Origin of the sequence: Pseudomonas sp. ATCC PTA-122608 (assembly GCF_001952855.1) — a bacterium.
Lineage (GTDB): Bacteria > Pseudomonadota > Gammaproteobacteria > Pseudomonadales > Pseudomonadaceae > Aquipseudomonas.
Genome location: NZ_LPNO01000011.1, coordinates 96,170 through 119,083, shown reverse-complemented (window position 1 = coordinate 119,083; position 22,914 = coordinate 96,170). Strand labels below are relative to the sequence as shown.

General features: G+C 59.0%; 16 protein-coding genes. 10 read left to right on the top strand and 6 right to left on the bottom strand.

Features of this window, described 5'->3' with window-relative positions; all coding sequences use genetic code 11:
- The first annotated feature begins 1 nt into the window (after position 1).
- The 4 genes from AU074_RS11975 (at position 2) to AU074_RS11960 (ending at position 3,804) form a co-directional block, all read left to right on the top strand.
- Positions 2-958, top strand: a complete 957-nt coding sequence (locus tag AU074_RS11975) for a phosphotransferase family protein (protein ID WP_076014900.1) — start codon at positions 2-4, stop codon at positions 956-958.
- Complete coding sequence (locus AU074_RS11970; protein ID WP_076014899.1) at positions 955-1,890, top strand: choline kinase family protein; 936 nt, start codon at positions 955-957, stop codon at positions 1,888-1,890. The genes AU074_RS11975 and AU074_RS11970 overlap by 4 nt, the downstream gene beginning before the upstream one ends.
- A gap of 130 nt (positions 1,891-2,020) precedes the next feature.
- Entirely contained in the window at positions 2,021-2,275 is a 255-nt protein-coding gene (locus tag AU074_RS11965; protein ID WP_076014898.1) for a hypothetical protein, read from the top strand.
- Complete coding sequence (locus tag AU074_RS11960; protein ID WP_076014897.1) at positions 2,272-3,804, top strand: sodium:solute symporter; 1,533 nt, start codon at positions 2,272-2,274, stop codon at positions 3,802-3,804. The genes AU074_RS11965 and AU074_RS11960 overlap by 4 nt, the downstream gene beginning before the upstream one ends.
- A gap of 2 nt (positions 3,805-3,806) precedes the next feature.
- On the opposite strand, the gene AU074_RS11955 is transcribed toward AU074_RS11960, so the two are convergent.
- The 6 genes from AU074_RS11955 to AU074_RS11915 all read right to left on the bottom strand — a co-directional run bounded on the left by AU074_RS11955 (position 3,807) and on the right by AU074_RS11915 (position 16,544).
- Positions 3,807-5,705 carry an FAD/NAD(P)-binding protein gene (locus AU074_RS11955; RefSeq protein ID WP_076014896.1) on the bottom strand — a complete coding sequence of 633 codons (1,899 nt, stop codon included), beginning with the start codon at positions 5,703-5,705 and terminating at the stop codon, positions 3,807-3,809.
- A gap of 33 nt (positions 5,706-5,738) precedes the next feature.
- Positions 5,739-7,190 (bottom strand): MFS transporter, encoded by a 1,452-nt coding sequence (locus AU074_RS11950; RefSeq protein WP_076014905.1) that lies wholly within the window; start codon positions 7,188-7,190, stop codon positions 5,739-5,741.
- 5 nt (positions 7,191-7,195) lie between these two features.
- Positions 7,196-7,390, bottom strand: coding sequence for an MbtH family protein (locus AU074_RS11945; protein ID WP_076014895.1), 195 nt, complete (start codon positions 7,388-7,390; stop codon positions 7,196-7,198).
- Positions 7,383-8,816: a thioesterase domain-containing protein gene (locus AU074_RS33235; protein WP_159442633.1), complete on the bottom strand. Its 1,434-nt coding sequence runs from the start codon at positions 8,814-8,816 to the stop codon at positions 7,383-7,385. The genes AU074_RS11945 and AU074_RS33235 overlap by 8 nt, the downstream gene beginning before the upstream one ends.
- Positions 8,740-14,316, bottom strand: coding sequence for a non-ribosomal peptide synthetase (locus tag AU074_RS11920; protein ID WP_076014894.1), 5,577 nt, complete (start codon positions 14,314-14,316; stop codon positions 8,740-8,742). The genes AU074_RS33235 and AU074_RS11920 overlap by 77 nt, the downstream gene beginning before the upstream one ends.
- A 410-nt stretch (positions 14,317-14,726) precedes the next feature.
- Positions 14,727-16,544: a sigma-54-dependent Fis family transcriptional regulator gene (locus tag AU074_RS11915; protein ID WP_076014893.1), complete on the bottom strand. Its 1,818-nt coding sequence runs from the start codon at positions 16,542-16,544 to the stop codon at positions 14,727-14,729.
- A 338-nt stretch (positions 16,545-16,882) separates the two neighbouring features.
- Between AU074_RS11915 and AU074_RS11905 the strand changes: the two genes are divergently transcribed.
- The 6 genes from AU074_RS11905 to AU074_RS11880 are packed head-to-tail and all read left to right on the top strand — an operon-like array spanning position 16,883 to position 22,809.
- On the top strand, positions 16,883-17,977 hold the full coding sequence (locus tag AU074_RS11905) for an ABC transporter ATP-binding protein (RefSeq protein ID WP_003218524.1): 1,095 nt from the start codon (positions 16,883-16,885) through the stop codon (positions 17,975-17,977).
- The gene (locus AU074_RS11900; protein WP_076014891.1) at positions 17,977-19,074 is read left to right on the top strand and encodes an ABC transporter ATP-binding protein; all 1,098 of its coding nucleotides are present in this window, start codon (positions 17,977-17,979) and stop codon (positions 19,072-19,074) included. The genes AU074_RS11905 and AU074_RS11900 overlap by 1 nt, the downstream gene beginning before the upstream one ends.
- Positions 19,071-19,937, top strand: coding sequence for a carbohydrate ABC transporter permease (locus tag AU074_RS11895; protein WP_010173085.1), 867 nt, complete (start codon positions 19,071-19,073; stop codon positions 19,935-19,937). The genes AU074_RS11900 and AU074_RS11895 overlap by 4 nt, the downstream gene beginning before the upstream one ends.
- A gap of 10 nt (positions 19,938-19,947) precedes the next feature.
- Positions 19,948-20,748, top strand: coding sequence for a carbohydrate ABC transporter permease (locus AU074_RS11890; protein ID WP_003218530.1), 801 nt, complete (start codon positions 19,948-19,950; stop codon positions 20,746-20,748).
- A 10-nt stretch (positions 20,749-20,758) separates the two neighbouring features.
- Positions 20,759-21,031, top strand: coding sequence for a DUF2160 domain-containing protein (locus AU074_RS11885; protein ID WP_010173082.1), 273 nt, complete (start codon positions 20,759-20,761; stop codon positions 21,029-21,031).
- Positions 21,032-21,066: 35 nt separating this feature from the next.
- Positions 21,067-22,809: an ABC transporter substrate-binding protein gene (locus AU074_RS11880; protein ID WP_076014890.1), complete on the top strand. Its 1,743-nt coding sequence runs from the start codon at positions 21,067-21,069 to the stop codon at positions 22,807-22,809.
- Positions 22,810-22,914 lie beyond the last annotated feature (105 nt).

Below are 22,914 nucleotides of genomic sequence, written 5' to 3'. Positions count from 1 at the left end.
CATGTCGAGTCGTTTGCAAGCAAAGTCACGGCTGCTGGGCGCCCTGGAGGCCGCCGGCTTGTCCGCCCATGTGGTGATCGAAGAGGGCACCGCCGGGATTGCCTCGCCGGTGCGCCTGGCCACCGAGTGGACCGGTTATACCGTCACCGCCCCGTGGGGCCAGTGTTACGCCAAGGTCCTGCATGACGACATGCGTGCGCTGATCGACATCGAACGCACCGCCCGCGCCACCCAACTGGCGGCGGATTGCGACGTGACGCCCGGTGTGCGCCTGGTGGATGCCGCGGCCGGGGTGTTGCTGCTGGATGCCTTGCCCGCCAGCGAATGGCGCTGGGCGCGCCTCGACGAATTGATGCCACCCCGGCGCCTGCAAGCGCTGTGGGCCCTGAAGAAACAACTGCAGGCCGGCACCTCGCCGGGTTTTACCCGCTCGCCGTTGCAAGACATCCAGCACCTGCGTGAGTTATGCGTGCGCTACAGCGTGGCCTTGCCCATCGACCACGCCTGGATCAGCACCTGCATTGACCTGGCCTGGACCTCGCTGCAACTGAGCGCCAGCGACTCGGTACCGCTGCACGGCGACGGCGTGGCGAGCAACGTGATGATTGGCCCGGACGGCGCCTTGCAACTGATCGACTTCGACTACGCTGGCTGCGGCGATCCCTGGTACGACGTGGCCATCAGTCTCAACGAACTATATGTCTTCGAAAGCGACTGGCGCGAAGGCATTGTCGCCTGGGCCGGCGAATGCCGCGAAAGCGACTACGCCCGCTGCCGCTTGTACGCCTTGATCAACGATTGGTACTGGACCCTTTGGGGGCTGTGGGTCGGCGCTACTTCGGCGCGGCCGTTGGAGTTCTCCAAGGTCGGGCAGTGGACGCTGTTGCGCTGCCGCCAGGGTTTGCAAGACCCACGGTTCGAAGGTTGGCTACGTCAGGTACAGGAGGGGCAGGCATGAAAGCGTTAGGTGAGGCGTGTACGCCACAGGAGTGTCAGCTGGAAGCGGCGGTGCGCGGGGTTGCCAGTTGGGGCGGCACCGGCATTCGTTATGAGCCGGTCAGCGGCGGGATCTCCAACACCAACTGGCGGGTGGAAGTGGCCGGGATCGACACCGCGTATTTCTTCAAGGTGCCGGGGGTGGGTACCGAGATGTTTATCGACCGCCGCACTGCCCACGATGCCAGCCTCAAGGCCGCGCAAACCGGTTATGGCGCGCCGGTGTTTGCCTTCCTTGAAGAGTTCGGCGTGGAAGTCTTCGAGTTCATGGAAGGCTGGCGCGCCTCGTCCAACCATGACTTTCTCGACCGCGACGTGCGCCATAACGCGCTGCATGCCCTCAAGGCCTTCAACGACCAGCCGCCGTTGGTGCAGACCAAAACCGTGTTCGACATGATCGCCGAGCACCAGCGCCAAGTGGAGCAACTCAACGGCTGCAAGCCCGCCGACGATGCCTGGCTGCGCCGCCAATGCGATCGCGCCCGGGGCGTGCTGCAAGCCTCGGGCATGGATTTGGCACCCTGCATGAACGACACCCTGGCGGGTAATTTCATGCTCAACGACCGTCGGCAAATTCGCCTGGTGGACTTTGAATACGCCTCCAACAACGACCGGCATTACGAACTGGCGCTGTGGTTCGGCGAGATGTTTTTCACCGATGAAATGGAGCTGGCCCTGATCGAGGACTACTTCGGCCAGGTCACCCCGCAGAACCTCGCACGCATCAAGTTGCACAAAGCCCTGGCGGACATCAAATGGTCGACCTGGGCGATGGTGCAGCACGCGGTGTCGCAGCTGGAATTCGACTTCTACAAATACGGCACCTGGAAGCACATGCGGGCCCGCAGCCTCATCAACGATTCGCAATGGGAAACCTGGCTAAGACAGGCTTGAGCCTGCGCCCTACAACAATAATGCATTGAATGAAGTCACTTGGGCGCCGATTGGTGCCTGCGTTTTCACTGCTTGATTTTTGTTTGATCACACAAAAAAACGATCCACAAATTCAAGGAGCACCCGACTCATGAAATCCGATAGCGCGCCACCCGGACGCCTGAAAAGCCAAATTTTCGGCGTGTATTTTTTCCTGTTGCTGATGTTCGCCTTATTCCCGCCGTTCTATTTGAGCGTGAGCGGCAGTACCGCATTGGTACTGGGCATTCCGTTGCCGATCTTCTACTGGATCGCCATTGCCGTCCTCGCGGGCGTAGGCCTGTGGGCGTTGTACGTCGCCGAGCTGAAAGCCGGCGAAATACCCGAAGAGGGGGATGCGCAATGATCAGCACCACCAGCGATGCCAACCTCTTTATCACCTTCGGCGTCATCGGCCTGTTTCTGGCCGGGATGATTGCCGTGCTGTACGCCACCAACCGCGAGAGCACGAGTTTTTCTGACTACGCCGTAGGCGGGCGCTCCTATGGGCCGTGGTACATCGCCATGTGTTACACCAACTCCTGGTGGCCGGGCTCGACCTTTACCGCGTTTTTCGCCCTGACCATCGGCGGCGCCCTAGGCTTCTACGGCATGGTCTACGCCACCCTTGGCGTGACGGCGATGTACCTGATGGCCCGCCGCGCCTGGACCTGGGGCCAGCGTTTCAACCTGCGCACCCAGCCGGACTTGCTCGGCATGCGTTTCAACAGCCCGGTGGTCAAGCGCGTGGCCTCGATCATCGGCATCATCTCGGTGTTCCCGTGGGTGGTGATGGGCATCCAGGCCTTGGCGATGCTGTTCCAGTTCGCCAGCTTCGGCCGCTGGGGCGTCACCACCTGCCTGATCGCCGGCGTGGTGGTGGTGCTGGTGCGCCAGTACTGGACCGTGAGCATGGGCATGCGCGGGCTGATCATGACCGACATGTTCCAGGGCCTGATCGCTTATGTCGTGTGCGCAGCGCTGTGTGTGTTCCTGCTGTTCGGCGACCAGGCGTCGTTCTCCAACCTGGCGCACCTGCCGGCGAAGATGCTGCTGATTCCCGGCGCCAGCGGCACCGGCTATGGCCCGCTGTATATGTTCAGCCTGATCTTCACCGGGGTGATCGGCTCGATGTGCTGGCCCATGAGCTTCCAGCGCATCTACACCGCCAGCGGCGTCAAGGCGGTGAAGAAAGGCACGCTGTATACGATCCTGCTGGTGGGTGGTTTCTACGGGATTCTGATGCTGTTCGCCGCGGCCATCAGCCAGGACCCGAACGTCATCGCGCACCCGCAACAAGGCTGGTTCCTCTCGCTGTTCGACATCGGCGGGCCGTGGATGCTGGCGCTGGCGATCGTCATCGTACTGGCGGCGAGCATCGGCCACGTCGACGGCTGCGTGCAGGTATGCGGCACCCAGTTCGCCAACGACCTGGCCACCTGGAACACTCCCCGTACCGACCGGCAACTGACGCTGCTGGCCAAGTCCGGGATGGTGGTGTTTATCGTTGCCGCCTCGGTGCTGGCGTACCTGACCTTTGACTACGCGCGGCTGCAATTGCTGGCGCAGATTTCCTACCAGGGGATTATCCAATTGGCGGTGCCGCTGTTCTTCGGGATCTTCAGCCGCCGCGGCAACAAGGAAGGCGCGATTGCCGGGATGCTGGCGGGGATTGTGGTGGCGATTGTACTGACGACGCTGTACCCGGACGACATTCCCGGGCTGGGCTCGTTGACCAGCGGGATCGTCGGGTTGGTGGTCAATGCGGGGATTTTTGTGGCGTGTGCATTGGCGATCAAGCCGAGTGAGGAGGAGAGTGCGCGGGTGGAGCAGTTGTTTGAGATGGCGGCGCCGAGACGGCAAGTTACAGCCGATGCGACACCGCTGATGAGCTGAACCTAATTGCCCGATGTGCCCGGGGCCAGTTCCTTATAGATATCCCTGGCGACATCGTTGGCATCCATTCCTAGGCCTTTGCCATATTGCCCGGGACGAATAATGCCCACCTGCATGAACCAGCGGGTGTGCTCGGTGGGAATCCCCAGGACATATAGGTCTTTTTCCGCGCACTCGTGGCGGTCCAGCGGGTGAAATGGCGACTCGCTGATGGCCACGCCTCCAGTGTCATAGGGAGGGCCACCGACATTGACATAGCTGTGCCAGATACCGTCTCGAATCAGCTGGCGAGTGAGCTCGGAGCGATCGTTTGCGATATCGGTCTTGGGAATGCGAGCGTCAATCAGATTATCCACCTTGACGTCTGAGCCGGTGACGCAGGCCGAGGAAAAGACAAACGTGCCGGTGCTCTCGTCGGTAGTGACTTCAGTGCGTGGCCCAATGATATGCAGCAGGCCTTGTTTCAGGAGGGCCAGCAATTGCTGGGACCGGTGGATCGGCGTGCCAGCGCTGAGGAATGACAAGGGGTGGCTGGCATGGGCCACGAAGTCTCTATGGGACCGGGACTCAAGTCCGGTGAAATCGACGGCCAGGCGCTGAATGGCCCGAGTATCTCGAAGTACTTCCATGGCTGCCTTGAGTGGATTGATCACGTTACCTTGCAAGGCTTCCTCCAGGTCGCGCGCCACCAACGCTGACAAGGCCTGTTCAAAGGCCTGGGGGCTGCCGAACTCGCGGTCGATGAAGGGCCATGCCTTGCGTTCCAGATCCAGAAGCGGTGTTGTCTCTAACGCGAACTGCCGCAAAACGTGCTTGATAAGTCCCAGTGGGTCACTGAAACGGTTGACTGAGCTTGAGACTTGCTCGACGAAGTCCAGGCTCGCGGCATGTCCGTATTGTTGTTCGATAAGGGTCCGAAAGTAGACCAGGTTTACCTCTGCGAGAATCCATGGGTAGATGTCCCGCTTGAAGTCCAGCAGGCCGGAACAACGCAGCCCGAGGACGCGCTCGCTGGTAAATAGAATGGGGGTGTAGGAGAAATTCACGCTGCGCTGCTGGAGGCCGCGTACCGGGATTGGTACTCCGCTGCGTGACCCGGCAACGATCAGCGCGGGTTCCCTGCCCGATGCCAGGTACTGCAGTCGATTACTTGGCAGGGTTGTGAATACACCGCCCCGACCGACTGTCAACATCATCAATACATCGTAAAACGATAAGCCCAGCCCCAACACGCCCACCCTGTCCCCGGCAGCGATAGTGCTCAACGGCATCTGCGCGGCCGGTTGCGCTGGAATATAGGTCAACGCTGGATGCCGGTCCGCAAAGTCCTGCAGTTGCCGTTGATCCGGTCTCGGGATTTGGCTGGCGTGCCCCGTGCACAGCACCACTTTGTTGGCCGGCAGTTGGGCGCCAGTGTCGAGTTGAAGCCGATAAATGCCTTGGTCTTTTTGCAGAGCGTTCACCGTTGACTTAATCGCAATAATCCGCAGGTGAGAGGGCAGCTGTTCCTGCGTCGCCTGGAATACAAATTTAAGGTATTGGCCATAGACCTTGCGTGCCGGGTAGAACACATCACCCACGTGGATACCCGCTGGTTCCAGCACCTGGCTGTAGATCCACTGCTTCATGGATGGCCCATGTCCCGCCCGGGCAGGCCCATCGTCGGGCGCTCCCGAGAACATTGCGATTTCATCGATGGAGTTGTCCATCAGCAAGCAGTCGGGCTGATCCGTTCGCCAGATTTGCCCGCAGCCAACTTCGGTGGCGTCAATTGCATAGATATCGACGGGACGTTTCTCGCCATTGTGCACCAGCAATGCCACCAGTCTTTCAATCACTGTGACACCTCGGGGGCCTGTACCGATCACGGCAATTGCGTAGGGGGTTTCTTCCAGTTCCATGGGAGCGCTCTCCAATCGGGGCATCTACTGTCGTTACTGTGAATCGTGGCGCTGCGTTCTGCGCCTTATCAATACGGTGATCCATACACCTAGGCCAACACAAACCAGCAGCAGCGATATCAACGCGAATAATGCGACTTGCAGCGCCTGTCCATAAGCAACGGGCCCCGAGTCGGTGCCAAGGGCTGAAAAAAACAGGCCGCCCAGTAACGCTACGCCAAAGGCAGAACCAATCTGCAGGGTGGAGATGATCAGCCCCGACACAAGCCCGGCCTGTTCCCGTGTCGCTTCGACGAGAATGACGCGGGTGATGGAGGGCAAGACGATGCCGTGTCCGATCCCGGCAACCAGCAAGGCTGCATATTGTTCAGCGCCAGGCAGAGTGCCTGTTCCAACCTGAATGGCCAGTGCACCAAAGCCGCCGCACATGAGCAGATAACCGATGGGAACGACCCAGTACCCACTGTGCTTGACCAGTATTGGTGTCAGCAGTGGCCCGACAATAAAGCCGCAGGCGAAGGGAATCAGCAGCAGGCCCGCATCCATTGCACTCCAGCCCAGGCCGGCTTGCAGGTAGATGCCAAATGCGAGGAAAAACACCCCGTCGGTGTAGAACAGAAAACCTGCGATCAACCCCAGCACGATCACCGGCTCAGCGAAGACCTTCAAATCGATCAGTGGGTCGCCGCCACGTGCAGCGACCTTTGATTCGACGCGAATGAACGCCCATAGCAAGGGTACGCTGAGCATAAGGGTGATAATCGTCCAGGCGGGCCAGCCTTGTTCGGCTCCTTGGGTGAGTGGGTAGATCACCATCACCAGGACTGCTGTTAGCAGTGATACGCCGACCAAGTCCAGCCTGGCATGCCGACTGGCGCGGCTTTCCGGCACCCAGAAATACGCGGTCAATAGCACGATTGCGCCAACGGGCACATTGACCAGGAAAATCGCGCGCCAGCCTAGGTCAAGCACGTTGAGGTCGATCAGTACGCCACCGCCCATCTGGCCGACGATCGCCGCTACCCCGAAGACGAAGCCGTAGACGGCGGTGATCCGGGTCTGATGTTCAGCGCGAAATACCGCGCGGATCGAGGCCAGTACTTGTGGCGCCATGATTGATGCCGAGAGGCCCTGGAGCACCCTGCCAGCAATCAATGCATCGGGGCTGTGGGCTAGGCCGCACAGCATTGAGGCGCATATAAACGTACCCACCCCGAGCAGGAAAAGCCGTTTGCGACCATAGCGGTCACCCAGCCGTCCTCCGGTAATCAAGCCGACGGCGTATGCGCAAGCATACGCGGACACCACGAGTTGCAACTGGGCGTCGCTGGCGTGCAGGTCGGTCCGTATCGCGGGCAGTGCGAGGTTGACGATGAAGTAATCCAGCGGTGGCAGAAAGGCCCCAAGTAGCAGGGAGAACAGCGCGAACCCGTGGGCTCGCCCCCAATTTGCGCTGAGGTCAGGGCCGGTGCGCGTGCCCGCCATATCGTTCACGCGGGGTCCTGCGCGTTCATTTCATGCCATTCGCGGTCGGTGAAGTCCAGGCAGTCCTGACGCGGTGCGGGGCCGAACGCGGTGGTCCAGCCCTCCGGCCTGGGCAATGTTTTCGGCCAGAGTGAATGCTGATTTAAGCTATTGGTCAGCACGAAAAAGTGTGCGTTTGGGTCGTCAAAAGGGTTATCCATGAGAGTTTTCTCCTGAGTGGGGTGGCGTTTCATGATGAAAACGCTGCAGGTACCGCTGAATCTCACCGGCAATGATTGCTGCGGGACCAAGGCGCAACATCTCTTCATGCCGGCAATCGAGGGTTTTGATCTTTAACGCGCGACCTGTAAAGGCACTCCACTGCAATTGGGCGCGATGTTGGGAGGGCGTCGTATGGGATGAGGAAAAGAATAGGATGTCGATGTCCAGTTGCGTCGGCACATACGTCTTCATCAATGCCTCGTGGTAATGACTTATTTGCGCCTCGCGAGAGGGGGACGCGACGTTGGTGCCGTTGTTTGGCGAAATGGATAATGAGTTCTGCATATCTTTGTTCTGCGGGCTGACGTCGAGAATCGCCAGCAGCCCGACGTGTTCGCCCATGGCTCGCAGTTGCGCAGCGGCGCAATAAGCCACTAGCCCTCCAAAGGACCATCCTAGTAGATGGTAAGGCCCGCTGGGCTGAGCCCGTTGTATATGCTCGATGTAAAACGCAGCGGTCGCCTCGATACTGGGCAGTGCGTGATTAACATCAGCCAGCAGGGGGGACTGTAGGCTGAACAATGACTGCTCTTGCGCAAGATGGGAGGCGAGGCTAGCGAAACTCCAGCCGTGGCCTTCCTTGGGATGAAAGCAGAACAGCGCAGGTGAACGGTTGCCGATGTGCAGTGGCAACAGCACATCGGACAGCTCAGCAGGAGACCGGGGTGAGGTGTTGTCGCTCAAACTGATGGCGACCAATTCAGCGAGGGTCTGAGCCTTGAACACGTCCGCCGGGCAGAGTGAGTAGCCTGCGGCTTTTGCCAGGTGCACCAGTCGCACGGCTCGGATGCTATCGCCACCCATATCGAAGAAGTTGTCGTCCGGGCTCTGAGGGGCAGCGTCGAGCACCTGGGCAAAGAGCGCTGCAAATGTTTGCTCATGTTCGTCCATGGCCCGTGTCGCAGGCTGGGATACCGGGTTTGCCGCGGGCAGGGCGCTCCGATCGATTTTTCCGCTGGGGCCTACAGGCAGGTTCTTCATCATCACAAATACTGCGGGGACCATTTGACGAGGCAGACGTATTTCGAGGAACCGTCGCAGCGCCAGTTCTTGCACATCGCAGGCCCCGTGGCATACCACGTAGGCTACGAGACGCGGTTCGCCCTGGCGGTCGGTATCGAGTATGACGACCGTTTTTGCGATGTCAGGGTGTTCGGCCAAACGTGATTCGATCTCCCCTGTTTCTATTCGGTGCCCCCTTAACTTGACTTGGCCATCGTTGCGCCCGAGGAACACCAGGCGGCCGTCCGCCGCCCATTTCCCCCGGTCCCCGGTGCGATACATCCGGCTACCGGAGGCGCCAAAGGGGTTGGCGATAAAGCGTTGCGCCGTCAGGGCAGGGCGGCGGTGGTAGCCGCGTGCCAAGCCGGTACCCGCGATAGATTTCCCCTGCCATGCCGGGCGGAACGGGTTGCAGCCAGTTATCCAGCAAATACACCTGGGTGTTATGAATTGGACGGCCCAAGGTGGGGCGCTGGCCGTTTGGCAAGGGGCAGACCATTGACCAGACCGTGGTATCCGTAGGCCCATAGAGGTTGGTCAAGTGCGCGCCGGTGTGTGTCAGGTAGTCGGCCAGATCGGGCGCTAGGGCCTCTCCGCCGCACAGGATGCTCAAGGAGGCGGATGGCGTCCAGGCTGCCTCGCGCAACATCTGCCAGGTGGTGGGGGTTGCTTGCATGACGGTGGCCTGGTGTTGCTCGATGGAGGCCCGCAATTGCTCGGGATCACTGACTACTATGGCCGGAATCAGCACCACGCGGGCACCGTGGAGCAGCGGCAAAAACAGCTCAAGGACGGAAATGTCGAAGGAGACTGGCGTGCAGGCCAGCACCACATCGTCTTGCGTAATGCCAGGCTGGGAAGCCATGGCATCAAGGAAGTTAGCCAGCGCCAGGTGTGTGATCACCACGCCCTTGGGGTTACCCGTCGAGCCTGAGGTGTAAATGACGTAGGCCGGATGCTCGGCGCGTAACGATGGCAGTGGCTCAGGGCTGGGTAGATGAGTCGTTTCGGGGCGAGCTAGCGCCTCGATTGACACCAGCGTCAGGTCCCCGGCGGCTTGGGTCAGCCGTATTGAGGCCGCGGCGTCAGTGATGATCAGCGCGGGTTTGGCATCTTCAATGATGTAGGCGATCCGTTCCGCGGGATAACCTGGGTCGAGTGGCAGGTAGGCAGCTCCGGTTTTGAGTACCCCAACCAAGGCGGGCAGCAAATCACCACCGCGAGCCAATGCAATACCCACCAGCGCTCCAGGCTTGGCCCCGGCTGTACGTAATCGTCGGGCGATGAGGTTGGCCCGGCGGTTCAGTTGGTCATAGGAAAGGACGCCGCTGGCGTAGACGACGGCTACGGCATCCGGGGCCCGCCTCTGCTGTGCCTCAAACAGGTCTATGAGCAGGCCTCCCGGCGTCGGCCAATCGGTGCCATTCCAGTCCAGGACCAGGCTCTGGTGTTCTTCCTGCGTCATTATGGAGGGGGTGTTAATGGTTTGCCGTGGGTCATCGCAGAAGGCTTCGAGCAAGAGAAGGAATCGCTGGCTGAGGCCGCGAATGGTGGCGTGCTCGAAGAGCTCGGTGGCGTACTCGATTGTGCAGGTCATGCCCGCTGCGCCACTATTTGGTGCCAAGTCTTCTTTGAAGTCCACCACCAGGTCGTATCGCGCTGCGCCTGAGGTGACGGGCCGCAAGGTGCTGGTCAATGTCGGCAGGTCCAGGCTTGGCACCCGGGAGTCCTGAAGAGTTAGCAGCACCTGGAACAGGGGATGGTAGGCCATTGAGCGTTCCGGGTTGACGGCTTCGACGACGTGTTCGAATGGCACTTCCTGATGGGTGTACGCAGCCAGGCTGGTTTGCCGTACGCGCTCCACAAGCTCGAGGAAAGCGGGGTCGTCCCGCGTGTCTATACGCATCACCAACGTGTTTACGAAAAAGCCCACACTGTTCGCCAGATTTGCCGCTGCACGACCTGCGACCGCTGTCCCCAGGAGAATGTCTTCACCGGACCCCATTCGGGTCAACAGCGCAGCAAAGGCCGCCTGCAGCAGCATGAACAAGGTGCTGTGATGGGACCTCGCCATATCGATCAGGTGGGCATGCAGCCGAGGGGTGATCTCGAACGACAGCACGTGCCCCTCATGGCTGCGCGCCGCGGGCCGGGGGAAATCAGTCGGCAGGTTCATCAGGGAGGGAGCCCCGGATAGCGCTTGGGTCCAGAAGGCTAGCTGGCGCGCCAGTGGGCTCTCAGGGTCCGATGCGTCTCCCAGGGATTGGCGCTGCCAGATTGCGTAGTCGGCGTATTGCACGGGCAACTGTTCGAGAGGCGCGAGACTTGCGCCTGCCCGTGCTCGATAAAAGTGTGACAACTCATCCAGCAAAGGGTTGATTGACCAGCCATCCACGGCGATGTGATGCACCACCATTAGCAGCACATGGTGCTTCTCGTCCTGGCTATACAAGCGGCATCGAAACGGCAGATCAGTTGCCAGGTGAAAGGGCTGTTCGATCAACTGCTTGATCAGCGCGTCGAGAGCCTGGTGCTCGCACTCAAGGTGAGTAAAATCGATCGAGTAGCTTGCGGCAGCCAAGATCTTTTGCACGGGTTCTCCCGCTTCATCGACGACCAGCAAGGTACGCAGTACTTCATGGCGTTGCAGCAGGTCTGAAAGCGCGTCGCTCAGGGCCTGTGTGTCGACCCGGCCCGTCAAGTCAAAGGCAAGCGGAACGTTGTAAGCCGCATGGGTACCTTCGATCTGGTTCGACAGCCACATGCGATGCTGGGCAAACGATAGTGGTACTTCAGCCTTGCGCGGTTGTGCGATCAGCCTCTCTGTCCGGGCGTCTCCGTACTCCAGGTTCTCGGCCAGTTCGTCAAGTGTGCGCGCCTCGAAGAGAACCCGGATCGGAATCTCGGTTCCAAATTGTTCGCTGAGGGCGTTGGCCAGGCGTGTGGCAGACAGCGAGTCGCCACCCAGGTCAAAGAAGCTATGGGACATGTCCACATGTGACAGGCCCAGTATCTCGGCCACGATCTTCAGCACAGTGGCTTGTTGCGCAGACGTTGCCAACGATGAATGGGTGGCCAGACTGAACACCGGGGGAGGAAGGGCCTTGGCGTTGAGCTTGCCGTTGGCGGTCAGAGGCATCTGCGCGATGCTTGAGATCATGTTGGGTACCATATGCGCCGGCAGTTGCGTGCTGACCCAGGTACGCAGTTCCTTGTTCAGGGCCAGGTGCTGACTGGCGGCATTTGGATTATTGGCCATTCTCTGTATGGCCTGTCGGCTGACAAAAACGTTCACAGGCGCTTTGCCTTGTAGCGCGTGAACCTTGAAAAATACCGTATCGAACCGGCTTTTTTCGTTGCTGTTCCAAGTGCTGATGGCTTGGTATCCCAATTGTTCTGCGAGCACATGCAGCTCTTCCGGTTCAACGCTTTCCTGCACCAACGTGGATACCTCAGCAGACGACGGATCGAGTCGTTGTTCCCATGCCCTGGGTTGGGAAAGCCTGCGATTGGGAATGTCCTGTACACGAAGGAAGGGGAGCTGAGCAGTGTTCAACTTCTGGGCGAGCCTGGCGAAATTGTCGACCTGCGTGACCCATGGGAGGCAAGGGATATGCTCCAACGAGATCGTTGGCGTCCCTGACTTATAAATGATCACATCATATCGGTAGTGCATCAGTTCATTGGCGGTGCGGCTGCGCTTAAGCCGGATATCTACGCCTGCCACGTCTCCCAGTGCACGCTCAAGTTGGGTAAAGAACTCTGGGCGCAACAGCAGTTCGTTTTCTCGGAATATAACGTCTTCTATAAGTGCTTGTGCTCTTTTCGAGAAAAGCGCTTCGCCAGGATACTGTTCCGCCACAATTTGACTTGCGAAGTAGTTCAGCAAGGATAGGTTTCTGATATCTCCAATAAAAATTTTTCCACCCGGTTTGAGCAGGTTCAAACCGCCCACAATAACCTCCTTAAGGTAAGTGTCGCTAGGGAAGTATTGAATGACAGAGTTAATAATTAGTGTGTCAAAAAAATCGCGAGGAAACCCCTGCGTGTCGTGCGCGGGCTGGTGATGAAAGTGTACTTTTTGTTTTAGCTCCGGCTGATCTTGTATTGTCAGCTTCAAGTGACTTATTGTCGTCTCGGATAAGTCGCTTGCGTAGTACGTAGTGCAATGTTGGGCAACTTCCTGGAGCAGTAATCCAGTGCCCACACCTATTTCAAGTACGTGTTCGGGGTGCAGTGCCAAGATGCTTTGAACCGTCAGTTTTTGCCATTCGAACATCTGCGTGAGAGGAATGGGCTTGTGGTCATAGCTGCTGTTCCAACCGGTAAAAGCACTAGTGTCATCCGCCTCGTCAACCTGGCTGTAGGTTTCTTCGTATAACGAACGCCAGGATTGTATGCGCTCTGCTTCACGGGTGCTGTTGTCGACTTCTGCATGGGGCACGATATAGCCGATCAGGCGGACCTCGCCCTGTGCGTCAGGATGCGCTACGACGGCGGCCTGGCTGACCTTTTCATGCTTGAGCAAGCAGGCCTCAATTTCACCCAACTCGATCCTGAATCCGCGAATCTTGACTTGCTGGTCGGCCCGGCCGAGGTATTCCAGCGAGCCGTCGGGCAGGTAGCGGGCCAGGTCACCAGAACGGTACATACGTTCACCGGGCGCCTGGAATGGGCACGCGATGAACCGTGATGACGTTAAGCCGGGCTGATTGAGGTAACCGCTGGCGACACCCGATCCCGCGATATACATTTCTCCTGTCTCTCCCGGTCGGACGGGTTGCAGGGCAGGGTTGAGCAGGTAGACGTTCCAGCCTGGGATAGGCTCACCAATAAAGCTTTTGCTCTCTTCATTCGACACGTCCAGGGTGACATCACGCAACGTGACATGGACGGTGGTTTCCGTAATGCCATACATATTGACCAGCCGTATTGCCGTGCCGTTGCGCTCGCGCCATGCGCGCAATCGGCCGGTCTCAAGGGCTTCGCCACCGAAGATCAGGGCACGCAGGCTCAAGGGGGCAGCGGGCGCCGTTTCACTGGCCTGCGCTTGGTCAAGTTGATAGAACGCTGAGGGTGTTTGGTTCAGTACGGTCACTTTTTGCGCCGCGAGCAACCGGAGAAACGCCTTGGGTGATCGGCTGATCGAGTAGGGTACGATCACTAGCCGAGCACCGGTGAGCAGTGCTCCCCAAATTTCCCAAACCGAAAAATCAAACGAATAAGAGTGAAACAGTGTCCATACGTCGCTGGACTGCCATTGATAGTGCTCGTCAGTTGCCTGCAGTAGCTGCAACACATTGCGGTGGGGAACAATCACCCCTTTGGGGTTGCCGGTAGAGCCGGAGGTATAGATCACATAGGCGGTATGTGGCGGCAATACCCGGTGTGACCCGGAGCTTTGCGCAAGGGGGCTTGCCATTCCGGGTGGGTCGTTGATACAGATAAAATGGCTGTCGGGTGCGATCGCCTTTAAAGTTGCAAGCGTGGAGCGGTCGGTGACGATGCAGGCGGGGTGGGCATCGCTGATCATGTACCCGATCCGTTCTGCGGGGTATTGCGGGTCGAGGGGTAAGTAGGCCGCGCCACTTTTCAGGATGCCAATAATGGCGCTGACCAAGTTCGCCGAACGGGGAAGTGCCAAGCCCACCAGATTGTTTATGCCTATACCTGCGGATGTAAGGCGGTAACCCAGTTCATCGGCACTTATATTGACTTGGCTGTAGGTCAGCGAGCTGTGCTCATGGATCAATGCAATGTTGGAGGGTGCTTCTTCGACACGCCGCTCAAAGAGCTGCGTCAAGGGTGAACTGTGAGGGAGTGTGCAGTTTTCAATATGCTGTTGAACGGTGGAATAGGGCACGTTCTTATCCTCCTTGACGGTATTCTAGATAAACGCTTCAGTTCCTGTATCAGTCAGTCGCTTATCAAATTTTGCATATATATGCTCATGCAAAATATATGAAACCATAAATTGTGGTGGCAGCCGGTTTCTCTCTTTTAGATTTATTGGATTCGATGAGTAATGATCTTTACCCTGGCCCCCAATGCCGTCAAGGTCAAGTGTGGAAGCAGTCAAAAAAAGAATTTTCCTTCACGAGCGTCGGAACTAACTGAAATCCTTAGAGATAAAGAGAGGGTTTTACTTATCCTAAAAATTAAAAACTACTGAAGGACCTTTGTTGCAGCGCTGTGAACATGGTTTCCAACAAGAGCCATATCCTGAGTTTCACTGGGTCGGTTCCCACCGGTTTAACCGTGTTCCCGATCAGGTCATTGGTTCTGGCGCAGGCGTTTGTATAAGGTATTACGGCTAACCCCCAGCTCCCGAGACAGAAGGGAGATATTCCCACCCACCGCCTTCAGCCGCTCATTCAAGTCCAGACTGTCATCCACTGCATCACACACCGGCACCACCCCATTCAAATCCACAAAAAAATCATCCGGCAAATGTTCCACTCGAATCGGCTGCTCTTCCGCCATGGCCAGCGCCACCTGCAACACGCTGCTCACCTGGCGCAGGTTCCCCGGCCACGGATGCTGTTCAAACAAGGCCAGCACCTCATCACTCAAGCCCGCCCACTGGGTCGGTTCGCGATGCTGTTGCCACAGCTGCTTGAACAACGCCTGTTTATCAGTGCGCTCCCGTAGCGGCGGCAGTTCCAGGGTCAGGCCACCGATGCGGTAATACAGGTCTTCGCGAAAACGCCCGAGCTGTACTTGCTCCCGCAGCGAGCGGTTGGTGGCGGAGATGATCCGCAAATCCACCGGGTACAACTCGCTGCTACCCACCGGTTGCACACAGCGTTCCTGCAATACCCGCAACAGACGGGCCTGGGTCGGCAGCGGCATGTCGCCGATCTCGTCGAGGAACAACGTGCCTTTGTCTGCCTTGCGGATCAGCCCGATGCTGCCTTTCTGGTTGGCGCCGGTGAACGCGCCTTTTTCGTAGCCGAACAGTTCCGACTCCACCAGTTCGGCAGGGATCGCTGCGCAGTTGACGGCGATAAACGCTTGTTGGCTGCGGGAACTGGCCTGGTGCAGGGCTTTGACGAACACTTCCTTGCCGACGCCGGTTTCACCGTGGATCAGCAACGGGATGTCTTTTTCCAGCAGGCGCTCGGCCTGACGTACCGCCTTTTCCACCCGGGCGTCGCCAAAGTGCAGGGTCTTGAGGCTGATGGCCGTGGGGGCGGGTTCGCTGGTTTTTTTGGTTTCGACAAACACACGGGCCTGGACCGGCGCCTGCCTGGGCCGTTTCAACAGGCATTGGAAGCGGTTGCGCCCGGCGGCTTGCAGCGAGAAGGGCAGGCCTTCGGGCTGGTTGAGCAGTTCCAGCAGCGAGACCTTGAACAGGCTGTCGATCAGTACCCGCGACAGGCTGATGCCCAGCAGGTTATCGGCCCGGCGGTTGGCTGACAGTACCTGGCCACTTTCATCAAAGATCAGCAAACCCGCCCATTGGCTATCAAGGTTGTTCAAGCCGGTATTGAACGTCAGCTGGAAATGCTCACCGCGAAACAGGTTGAGGATCAGCCGGTTCTCTACGGTCTGGCTCATCATCTTGACCATGCCGAGGGTATGGGAGGGCGGCAGGTAGCTGTCGCTGGAGACATCCAGCACCGCGATGATTTCCCGCTGCGCATCGAAGATCGGCGCCGCCGAGCCGGTCATGAAGCGGTTGGCCTTGAGGAAGTGTTCGTCGTGTTCGATATGCACCGCCTGGGCACAGGCCAGGGCGGTGCCGATGGCATTGGTGCCGCTGGAGCGCTCCATCCAGCTGGCGCCGGCGCTGAAGCCCCGGGCCAGCGTGGGTTCGATAAAGCGTTGGGTGCCCCAGGATGTGAGCACCTGGCCCTGGTTGTCGGCGAGCATGATCAGGCAGTTGGAGTTGCTGAGGATGTTCTCGTAGTAGGGCAGCACTTCCTGGTGGGTGGTTTGCACGAGGGAATGCTGGCTTTCCAGCAACTGGCTGACGCCTTCTGCGGGCAGTTGGTCGAAGCTTGGCGTGCTCTGATGATCCAGGCCATAAGCCCGGCAGCGGCGCCAGGAGTCCTGGATGATGGCATCGTGCGCCAGCGGTGTGCTCATGGCGGTGACCCTGTCTTATTGTTGTTTTGGGCTCTATCTCTATCTATGTAGGAGCGAGCTTGCTCGCGAAAAACTTCAGGGCGCCGCGTTCATGCTGGATGAGCGCGTTATCGTTGACGTTCTTCGCGAGCAAGCTCGCTCCTACAAAGTGTTGTTCAGAACTGTTCATTGTCAACCCGCCGATTGTTCAGTTGTTCAGCCTGATCTGTTCATTTTTGTTCAGAGGCGAATCGGCTTTTTACCTAACCCGTTGACCGGCCTGGGTTTTGGGTTTTTGGCACGGAACTCGCTCTGTGTTGTTCCTGCCAGAACCATTCCAATAATAAAAAGGTCGTGTCATGTCATTGACCCTGGAGCACGTCACTCGCGTTGTCGAAGGCCAGACCTGGATCGACGACGCCAACCTGCGTTTCGAAGCCGGTTCCTTCAATGTATTGCTGGGCCGCACGCTCTCCGGCAAGACCAGCCTGATGCGCCTGATGGCCGGCCTGGATAAGCCCGACAGCGGGCGCATCCTGATGAACGGCGTCGATGTCACCCAGAAGCCGGTGCGTTTGCGCAACGTGTCGATGGTCTATCAACAGTTCATCAACTACCCGACCATGACCGTGTTCGAGAACATCGCCTCGCCGCTGCGCCAGGCCGGTGTGTCTGCCGAGCAGATCCAGAGCAAGGTTCTCGAAACCGCGAAAATGCTGCGTATCGAGAAATTCCTCCAGCGTCATCCCCTGGAACTCTCCGGCGGCCAGCAGCAACGCACGGCCATGGCCCGGGCGCTGGTCAAGGACGCCGAGCTGATCCTGTTCGATGAGCCCCTGGTGAACCTGGATTACAAGCTGCGAGAAGAACTGCGCCAGGAAATGCGCGAGCTGTTCAAGGCGCGCCACACCATCGCGATCTACGCCACCACTGAACCCAACGAAGCCCTGGCCCTGGGCGGCACCACCACGATTCTGCATGAGGGCCGGGTGATCCAGAGCGGCAAGGCGGCCGAGGTCTATCATCAGCCGCAAACGGTGCTGGCGGCCGAGCTGTTTTCCGAACCGCCGATCAACCTGATGCCCGGGCGTATCAGTGGCAACGAAGTGAGCTTCGCCAACTTCGTGCACTTTCCGCTGAACGTTGACCTGCGGCCCATCGGCGAAGGCGAGTTTCGCTTTGGCGTGCGTCCCAGCCATATCAGCCTGGTGCCGAGCAACGACGATGACCTGGAGCTGGCGGTGACCGTAGAGGTCGCCGAGATCAGCGGCTCGGAAACCTTCCTGCACGTGCGCAGCGAACACTTCCTGCTGGTGCTGCACTTGCCCGGCGTGCACGAGTACGACGTCGACGCGCCGATCCGCATCTATATCCCTACCCACAAATTGTTTGTGTTCGATGGCCAGGGACGTTTGGTCCAGGCTCCGGGCCGACGTGTCGCGAGGGTTGCCTGATGGCCGAGATCCATTTGCAGAACCTGGCCCACAGCTACAGCTCAAAGCCAAACGGCCCCGAGGACTACGCGATTCGCGAGATGAACCACGTCTGGGAGCAGGGCGGCGCCTACGCGTTGCTCGGGCCGTCGGGCTGCGGCAAGTCGACCTTGCTCAACATTATCTCCGGCCTGCTCAGCCCGTCCGAAGGCCAGGTGCTGTTCGACACCAAGGTGGTGAACGAGCTGACCCCGGAAAAACGCAACATCGCCCAAGTGTTCCAGTTCCCGGTGGTGTACGACACCATGACCGTGTTCGACAACCTGGCCTTTCCCCTGCGAAACCAGGGCATGGCCGAGGCGAAGATTCACAGCAAGGTGCAGGAAATTGCCGAGGTACTCGACCTGCAGAACCTGCTGGGCAAAAAGGCCCGCAACCTCACCGCCGATGAAAAACAGAAAGTCTCCATGGGTCGCGGGCTGGTGCGGGATGACGTGTCGGCGATCCTGTTCGATGAACCGCTGACGGTGATCGACCCGCACCTGAAGTGGAAGCTGCGGCGCAAGCTCAAGCAGATCCACGAGCAGTTCAACATCACCATGGTCTACGTGACCCACGATCAACTGGAAGCCTCGACCTTCGCCGACAAAATCGCAGTGATGTACGGCGGGCAGATCGTGCAGTTCGGTACGCCCCGGGAGTTGTTCGAGCGGCCGAGCCACACCTTTGTCGGCTATTTCATCGGCAGCCCGGGAATGAATCTGATTGAGGTGCAGGCAGAGGCGGGCGGTGTGCGCTTTGCCGGGACACATCTGGCGTTGCCCGAGGCGTTGCAGCTGCGTATTGGCGAAAAGCCCTACAAGAAGCTGCAGGTCGGCATCCGCCCGGAATTTATCCATGTGTGGGATGAGCACAATCCCGACGCGCTACAGGCACAAGTCACGCATGTCGAAGACCTCGGCACCTACAAGATCATGACCCTCAACCTCGATGGCGCACCGTTGAAGGTGCGCCTGGCCGAAGACAAGCCGGTGCCCGAGGGCCAGGCGTCCATCAGCTTTCCTGGGCAATGGTTGATGGTGTATGCCGATGACTACTTGCTGGAGGTGCAGCCATGAACAAGGTGCAGAACAACAAGGCCTGGTGGCTGGTATTGCCGGTGTTCCTGCTGGTGGCTTTCAGCGCGGTGATCCCGATGATGACCGTGGTCAACTACTCGGTGCAGGACATCTTCGACCAGTCCAGCCGCTACTTCGTCGGCGCCGACTGGTACAAACAGGTGCTGCTGGACCCGCGCCTGCATGACTCGCTGCTGCGCCAGTTCATCTACTCCGCCTGTGTGTTGTTGATCGAGATACCGCTGGGCATCGCCATCGCCCTGACCATGCCCACCAAGGGTCGCTGGTCCTCACTGGTGTTGATCGTGATGGCGATTCCGCTGCTGATTCCGTGGAACGTGGTCGGCACCATCTGGCAGATCTTCGGCCGCGCCGACATCGGCCTGTTGGGTTCAACGCTCAACGCCATGGGCATCAGCTACAACTACGCGGCCAACACCATGGACGCCTGGGTCACGGTGCTGGTGATGGACGTGTGGCACTGGACGTCCCTGGTGGCGTTGCTGTGTTTTTCGGGGCTGCGGGCGATCCCGGATGTGTACTACCAGGCGGCGCGAATTGATCGGGCGTCCAGCTGGGCAGTGTTCCGACATATCCAGCTACCGAAGCTGAAAAGCGTGCTGCTGATCGCGGTGATGCTGCGCTTCATGGACAGCTTCATGATCTACACCGAGCCGTTTGTGCTGACGGGCGGCGGGCCGGGGAATGCCACGACCTTCCTCAGTCAGACCCTTACCCAGATGGCCGTAGGCCAATTCGACCTGGGCCCGGCGGCGGCGTTTTCCCTGGTGTACTTCCTGATCATCCTGTTGGTGTCCTGGCTGTTCTACACCGCCATGACCCACTCCGACGCCAACCGCTGAGGCCGCCAACATGAGCAAGCGCAAGCTGATCCCGCTGCTGGTCTACATCCTGTTCCTGCTGGTGCCTATCTACTGGCTGCTGAACATGTCCTTCAAGAGCAACACCGAAATCCTCGGCGGCCTGACCCTGTTTCCCCAGGACTTTACCTTTGCCAACTACAAGGTGATTTTCACTGACCCGAGCTGGTACACCGGCTACCTCAACTCGCTGTACTACGTCAGCCTCAACACGGTGATTTCCCTGAGTGTGGCGCTGCCGGCGGCCTACGCGTTTTCACGCTACCGCTTCCTGGGCGACAAGCACCTGTTCTTCTGGCTGCTGACCAACCGCATGGCGCCGCCGGCGGTGTTTTTGCTGCCGTTCTTCCAGCTGTATTCCTCCATTGGCTTGTTCGATACGCATATCGCGGTGGCTCTGGCTCATTGCCTGTTCAACGTGCCGCTGGCGGTGTGGATTCTCGAAGGATTCATGTCCGGCGTTCCCAAGGAAATCGACGAAACGGCCTACATCGATGGGTACAGCTTCCCCAAGTTTTTCGTAAAGATCTTCATCCCGCTGATTGGCTCGGGAATCGGCGTCACCGCATTTTTCTGCTTCATGTTTTCCTGGGTCGAACTCTTGCTGGCGCGCACGCTGACCTCGGTGAACGCCAAGCCTATTGCGGCGGTGATGACGCGCACGGTGTCGGCCTCCGGCATCGACTGGGGCGTGCTGGCGGCGGCGGGGGTATTAACCATCCTGCCGGGCATGCTGGTGATCTGGTTTGTTCGCAACCACGTGGCCAAGGGCTTTGCCCTGGGCCGGGTCTGAGGAGTCGATGATGGAATGGATGGCCTGGACCACCCCGACCGCACTGTTCTTTGCCGCGATCGGCCTGCTGCTGGTGGGCATGACGACCTGGGAATTGCGCTCGCCGAGTATCCCCCGGCGCGGTTTGTTACCGATCAGCACCACCCGTGGTGATCGCTTGTTTATCGGTCTTCTCGGCAGCGCCTACCTGCATTTGTTGGTGATCGGCGTAACCGGCTGGAGCATCTGGGTGGCGTCCGCGCTGTCTCTGGTGTGGCTGTTGTCTGTGATGCGTTGGGGCTAGCTGCCCCTTTTGAACCCCAAAACCAGGAGGTCTCTATGTTCGATAAAAACAATAAGCTGCGACATAGCATTTCATTGGCGGCCGTGCTGGCGCTCAGCGGGCTCAGTGCTGCGGCCTGGGCGGATGCTTATGAAGACGCTGCGAAAAAATGGATCGGCAGTGAATTCAAACCGTCGACCCTCACCGAAGCCCAGCAACTCGAAGAGCTGAAGTGGTTTATCAAGGCTGCGGAGCCGTTTCGCGGGATGAAGATCAACGTGGTGTCGGAAACCCTCACCACCCACGAATACGAGTCCAAGGTGCTGGCCAAGGCTTTCAGCGAAATCACCGGGATCAAGCTGACCCACGACCTGCTGCAGGAAGGCGACGTGGTGGAGAAACTGCAAACCCAGATGCAGTCCGACAAGAATATCTATGACGGCTGGGTCAACGATTCCGACTTGATCGGTACGCACTTTCGCTATGGCAAGACAGAATCCATCACCGACCTGATGGCCAACGAAGGCAAGAACTTCACTTCGCCGACCCTGGACATCAAGGATTTCATCGGTATCTCGTTCACCACCGCGCCGGACGGCAAGATCTACCAATTGCCCGACCAGCAGTTCGCCAACCTGTACTGGTTCCGCGCCGACTGGTTTGAACGGGCGGACCTGAAAGCCAAGTTCAAGGAAAAGTATGGCTATGAACTGGGCGTGCCGGTGAACTGGTCAGCCTACGAAGACATCGCCAAATTCTTCAGCGAGGACGTCAAGGAAATCGACGGCAAGCGCGTCTACGGGCACATGGACTACGGCAAAAAAGACCCGTCCCTCGGCTGGCGTTTCACCGATGCCTGGTTCTCCATGGCCGGTGGCGGCGATAAAGGCCTGCCCAACGGCTTGCCCGTAGACGAGTGGGGCATTCGCGTGGAGGACTGCCACCCGGTGGGCTCCAGTGTCACCCGTGGCGGCGACACCAACGGCCCGGCGGCAGTCTTTGCCACGCAGAAATACGTGGACTGGATGAAGGCCTACGCGCCACCGGAAGCGGCGGGCATGACCTTCTCCGAATCCGGTCCGGTGCCATCCCAGGGCAACATCGCCCAGCAGATTTTCTGGTACACCGCGTTTACCGCCGACATGACCAAGCCGGGCCTGCCGGTGGTGAACGCCGATGGCACGCCGAAGTGGCGCATGGCGCCATCACCCGTCGGGCCTTATTGGGAAAAGGGCATGAAGAAGGGGTATCAGGACGTGGGCTCCTGGACCTTCCTCAAGTCGACACCCGAGAAGCAAAAACTGGCGGCCTGGCTTTACGCCCAGTTCGTGACCTCGAAAACCGTTTCGCTGAAGAAAACCATCGTTGGCCTGACACCGATTCGTGAGTCTGACATCAACTCCCAGGCCATGACCGACCTGGCGCCGAAACTCGGCGGGTTGGTGGAGTTCTACCGCAGCCCGGCCCGCGTGGAGTGGACCCCGACCGGCACCAACGTGCCGGACTATCCACGGTTGGCACAATTGTGGTGGAGCCATATTTCGGAAGCGGCCAGCGGAGAGAAGACGCCGCAGCAGGCACTGGACGGGTTGGCCAAGGATCAGGACGCGATCATGACGCGCCTGGAACGCTCCAAGGTGCAGCCGATTTGCGGGCCTAAGATGAACGAGGAACGGGACGCGCAATACTGGTTCGACCAGCCGGGTGCGCCGAAGCCTAAGTTGGCGAATGAGAAGCCACAGGGTGAAACGGTTAGCTATAACGAGTTGCTCAAGTCGTGGGAGGCGGCGCGCAAGTAACCCAGACGCAGGAGATCAAAAATGTGGGAGCGGGCTTGCTCGCGAAGGCGGTGGATCAGTCAGCAGATATGCGACTGACAGACCGCTTTCGCGAGCGAGCCCGCT

What these genes read in the sequence shown, in the direction of transcription:
- AU074_RS11975 (WP_076014900.1), top strand. Translation starts at nt 2, where the DNA reads ATGTCGAGTCGTTTGCAAGCAAAGTCACGGCTGCTGGGCGCCCTGGAG.
- AU074_RS11970 (WP_076014899.1), top strand. Translation starts at nt 955, where the DNA reads ATGAAAGCGTTAGGTGAGGCGTGTACGCCACAGGAGTGTCAGCTGGAA.
- AU074_RS11965 (WP_076014898.1), top strand. Translation starts at nt 2,021, where the DNA reads ATGAAATCCGATAGCGCGCCACCCGGACGCCTGAAAAGCCAAATTTTC.
- AU074_RS11960 (WP_076014897.1), top strand. Translation starts at nt 2,272, where the DNA reads ATGATCAGCACCACCAGCGATGCCAACCTCTTTATCACCTTCGGCGTC.
- AU074_RS11955 (WP_076014896.1), bottom strand. Translation starts at nt 5,705, where the DNA reads ATGGAACTGGAAGAAACCCCCTACGCAATTGCCGTGATCGGTACAGGC.
- AU074_RS11950 (WP_076014905.1), bottom strand. Translation starts at nt 7,190, where the DNA reads ATGGCGGGCACGCGCACCGGCCCTGACCTCAGCGCAAATTGGGGGCGA.
- AU074_RS11945 (WP_076014895.1), bottom strand. Translation starts at nt 7,390, where the DNA reads ATGGATAACCCTTTTGACGACCCAAACGCACACTTTTTCGTGCTGACC.
- AU074_RS11915 (WP_076014893.1), bottom strand. Translation starts at nt 16,544, where the DNA reads ATGAGCACACCGCTGGCGCACGATGCCATCATCCAGGACTCCTGGCGC.
- AU074_RS11905 (WP_003218524.1), top strand. Translation starts at nt 16,883, where the DNA reads ATGTCATTGACCCTGGAGCACGTCACTCGCGTTGTCGAAGGCCAGACC.
- AU074_RS11900 (WP_076014891.1), top strand. Translation starts at nt 17,977, where the DNA reads ATGGCCGAGATCCATTTGCAGAACCTGGCCCACAGCTACAGCTCAAAG.
- AU074_RS11895 (WP_010173085.1), top strand. Translation starts at nt 19,071, where the DNA reads ATGAACAAGGTGCAGAACAACAAGGCCTGGTGGCTGGTATTGCCGGTG.
- AU074_RS11890 (WP_003218530.1), top strand. Translation starts at nt 19,948, where the DNA reads ATGAGCAAGCGCAAGCTGATCCCGCTGCTGGTCTACATCCTGTTCCTG.
- AU074_RS11885 (WP_010173082.1), top strand. Translation starts at nt 20,759, where the DNA reads ATGGAATGGATGGCCTGGACCACCCCGACCGCACTGTTCTTTGCCGCG.
- AU074_RS11880 (WP_076014890.1), top strand. Translation starts at nt 21,067, where the DNA reads ATGTTCGATAAAAACAATAAGCTGCGACATAGCATTTCATTGGCGGCC.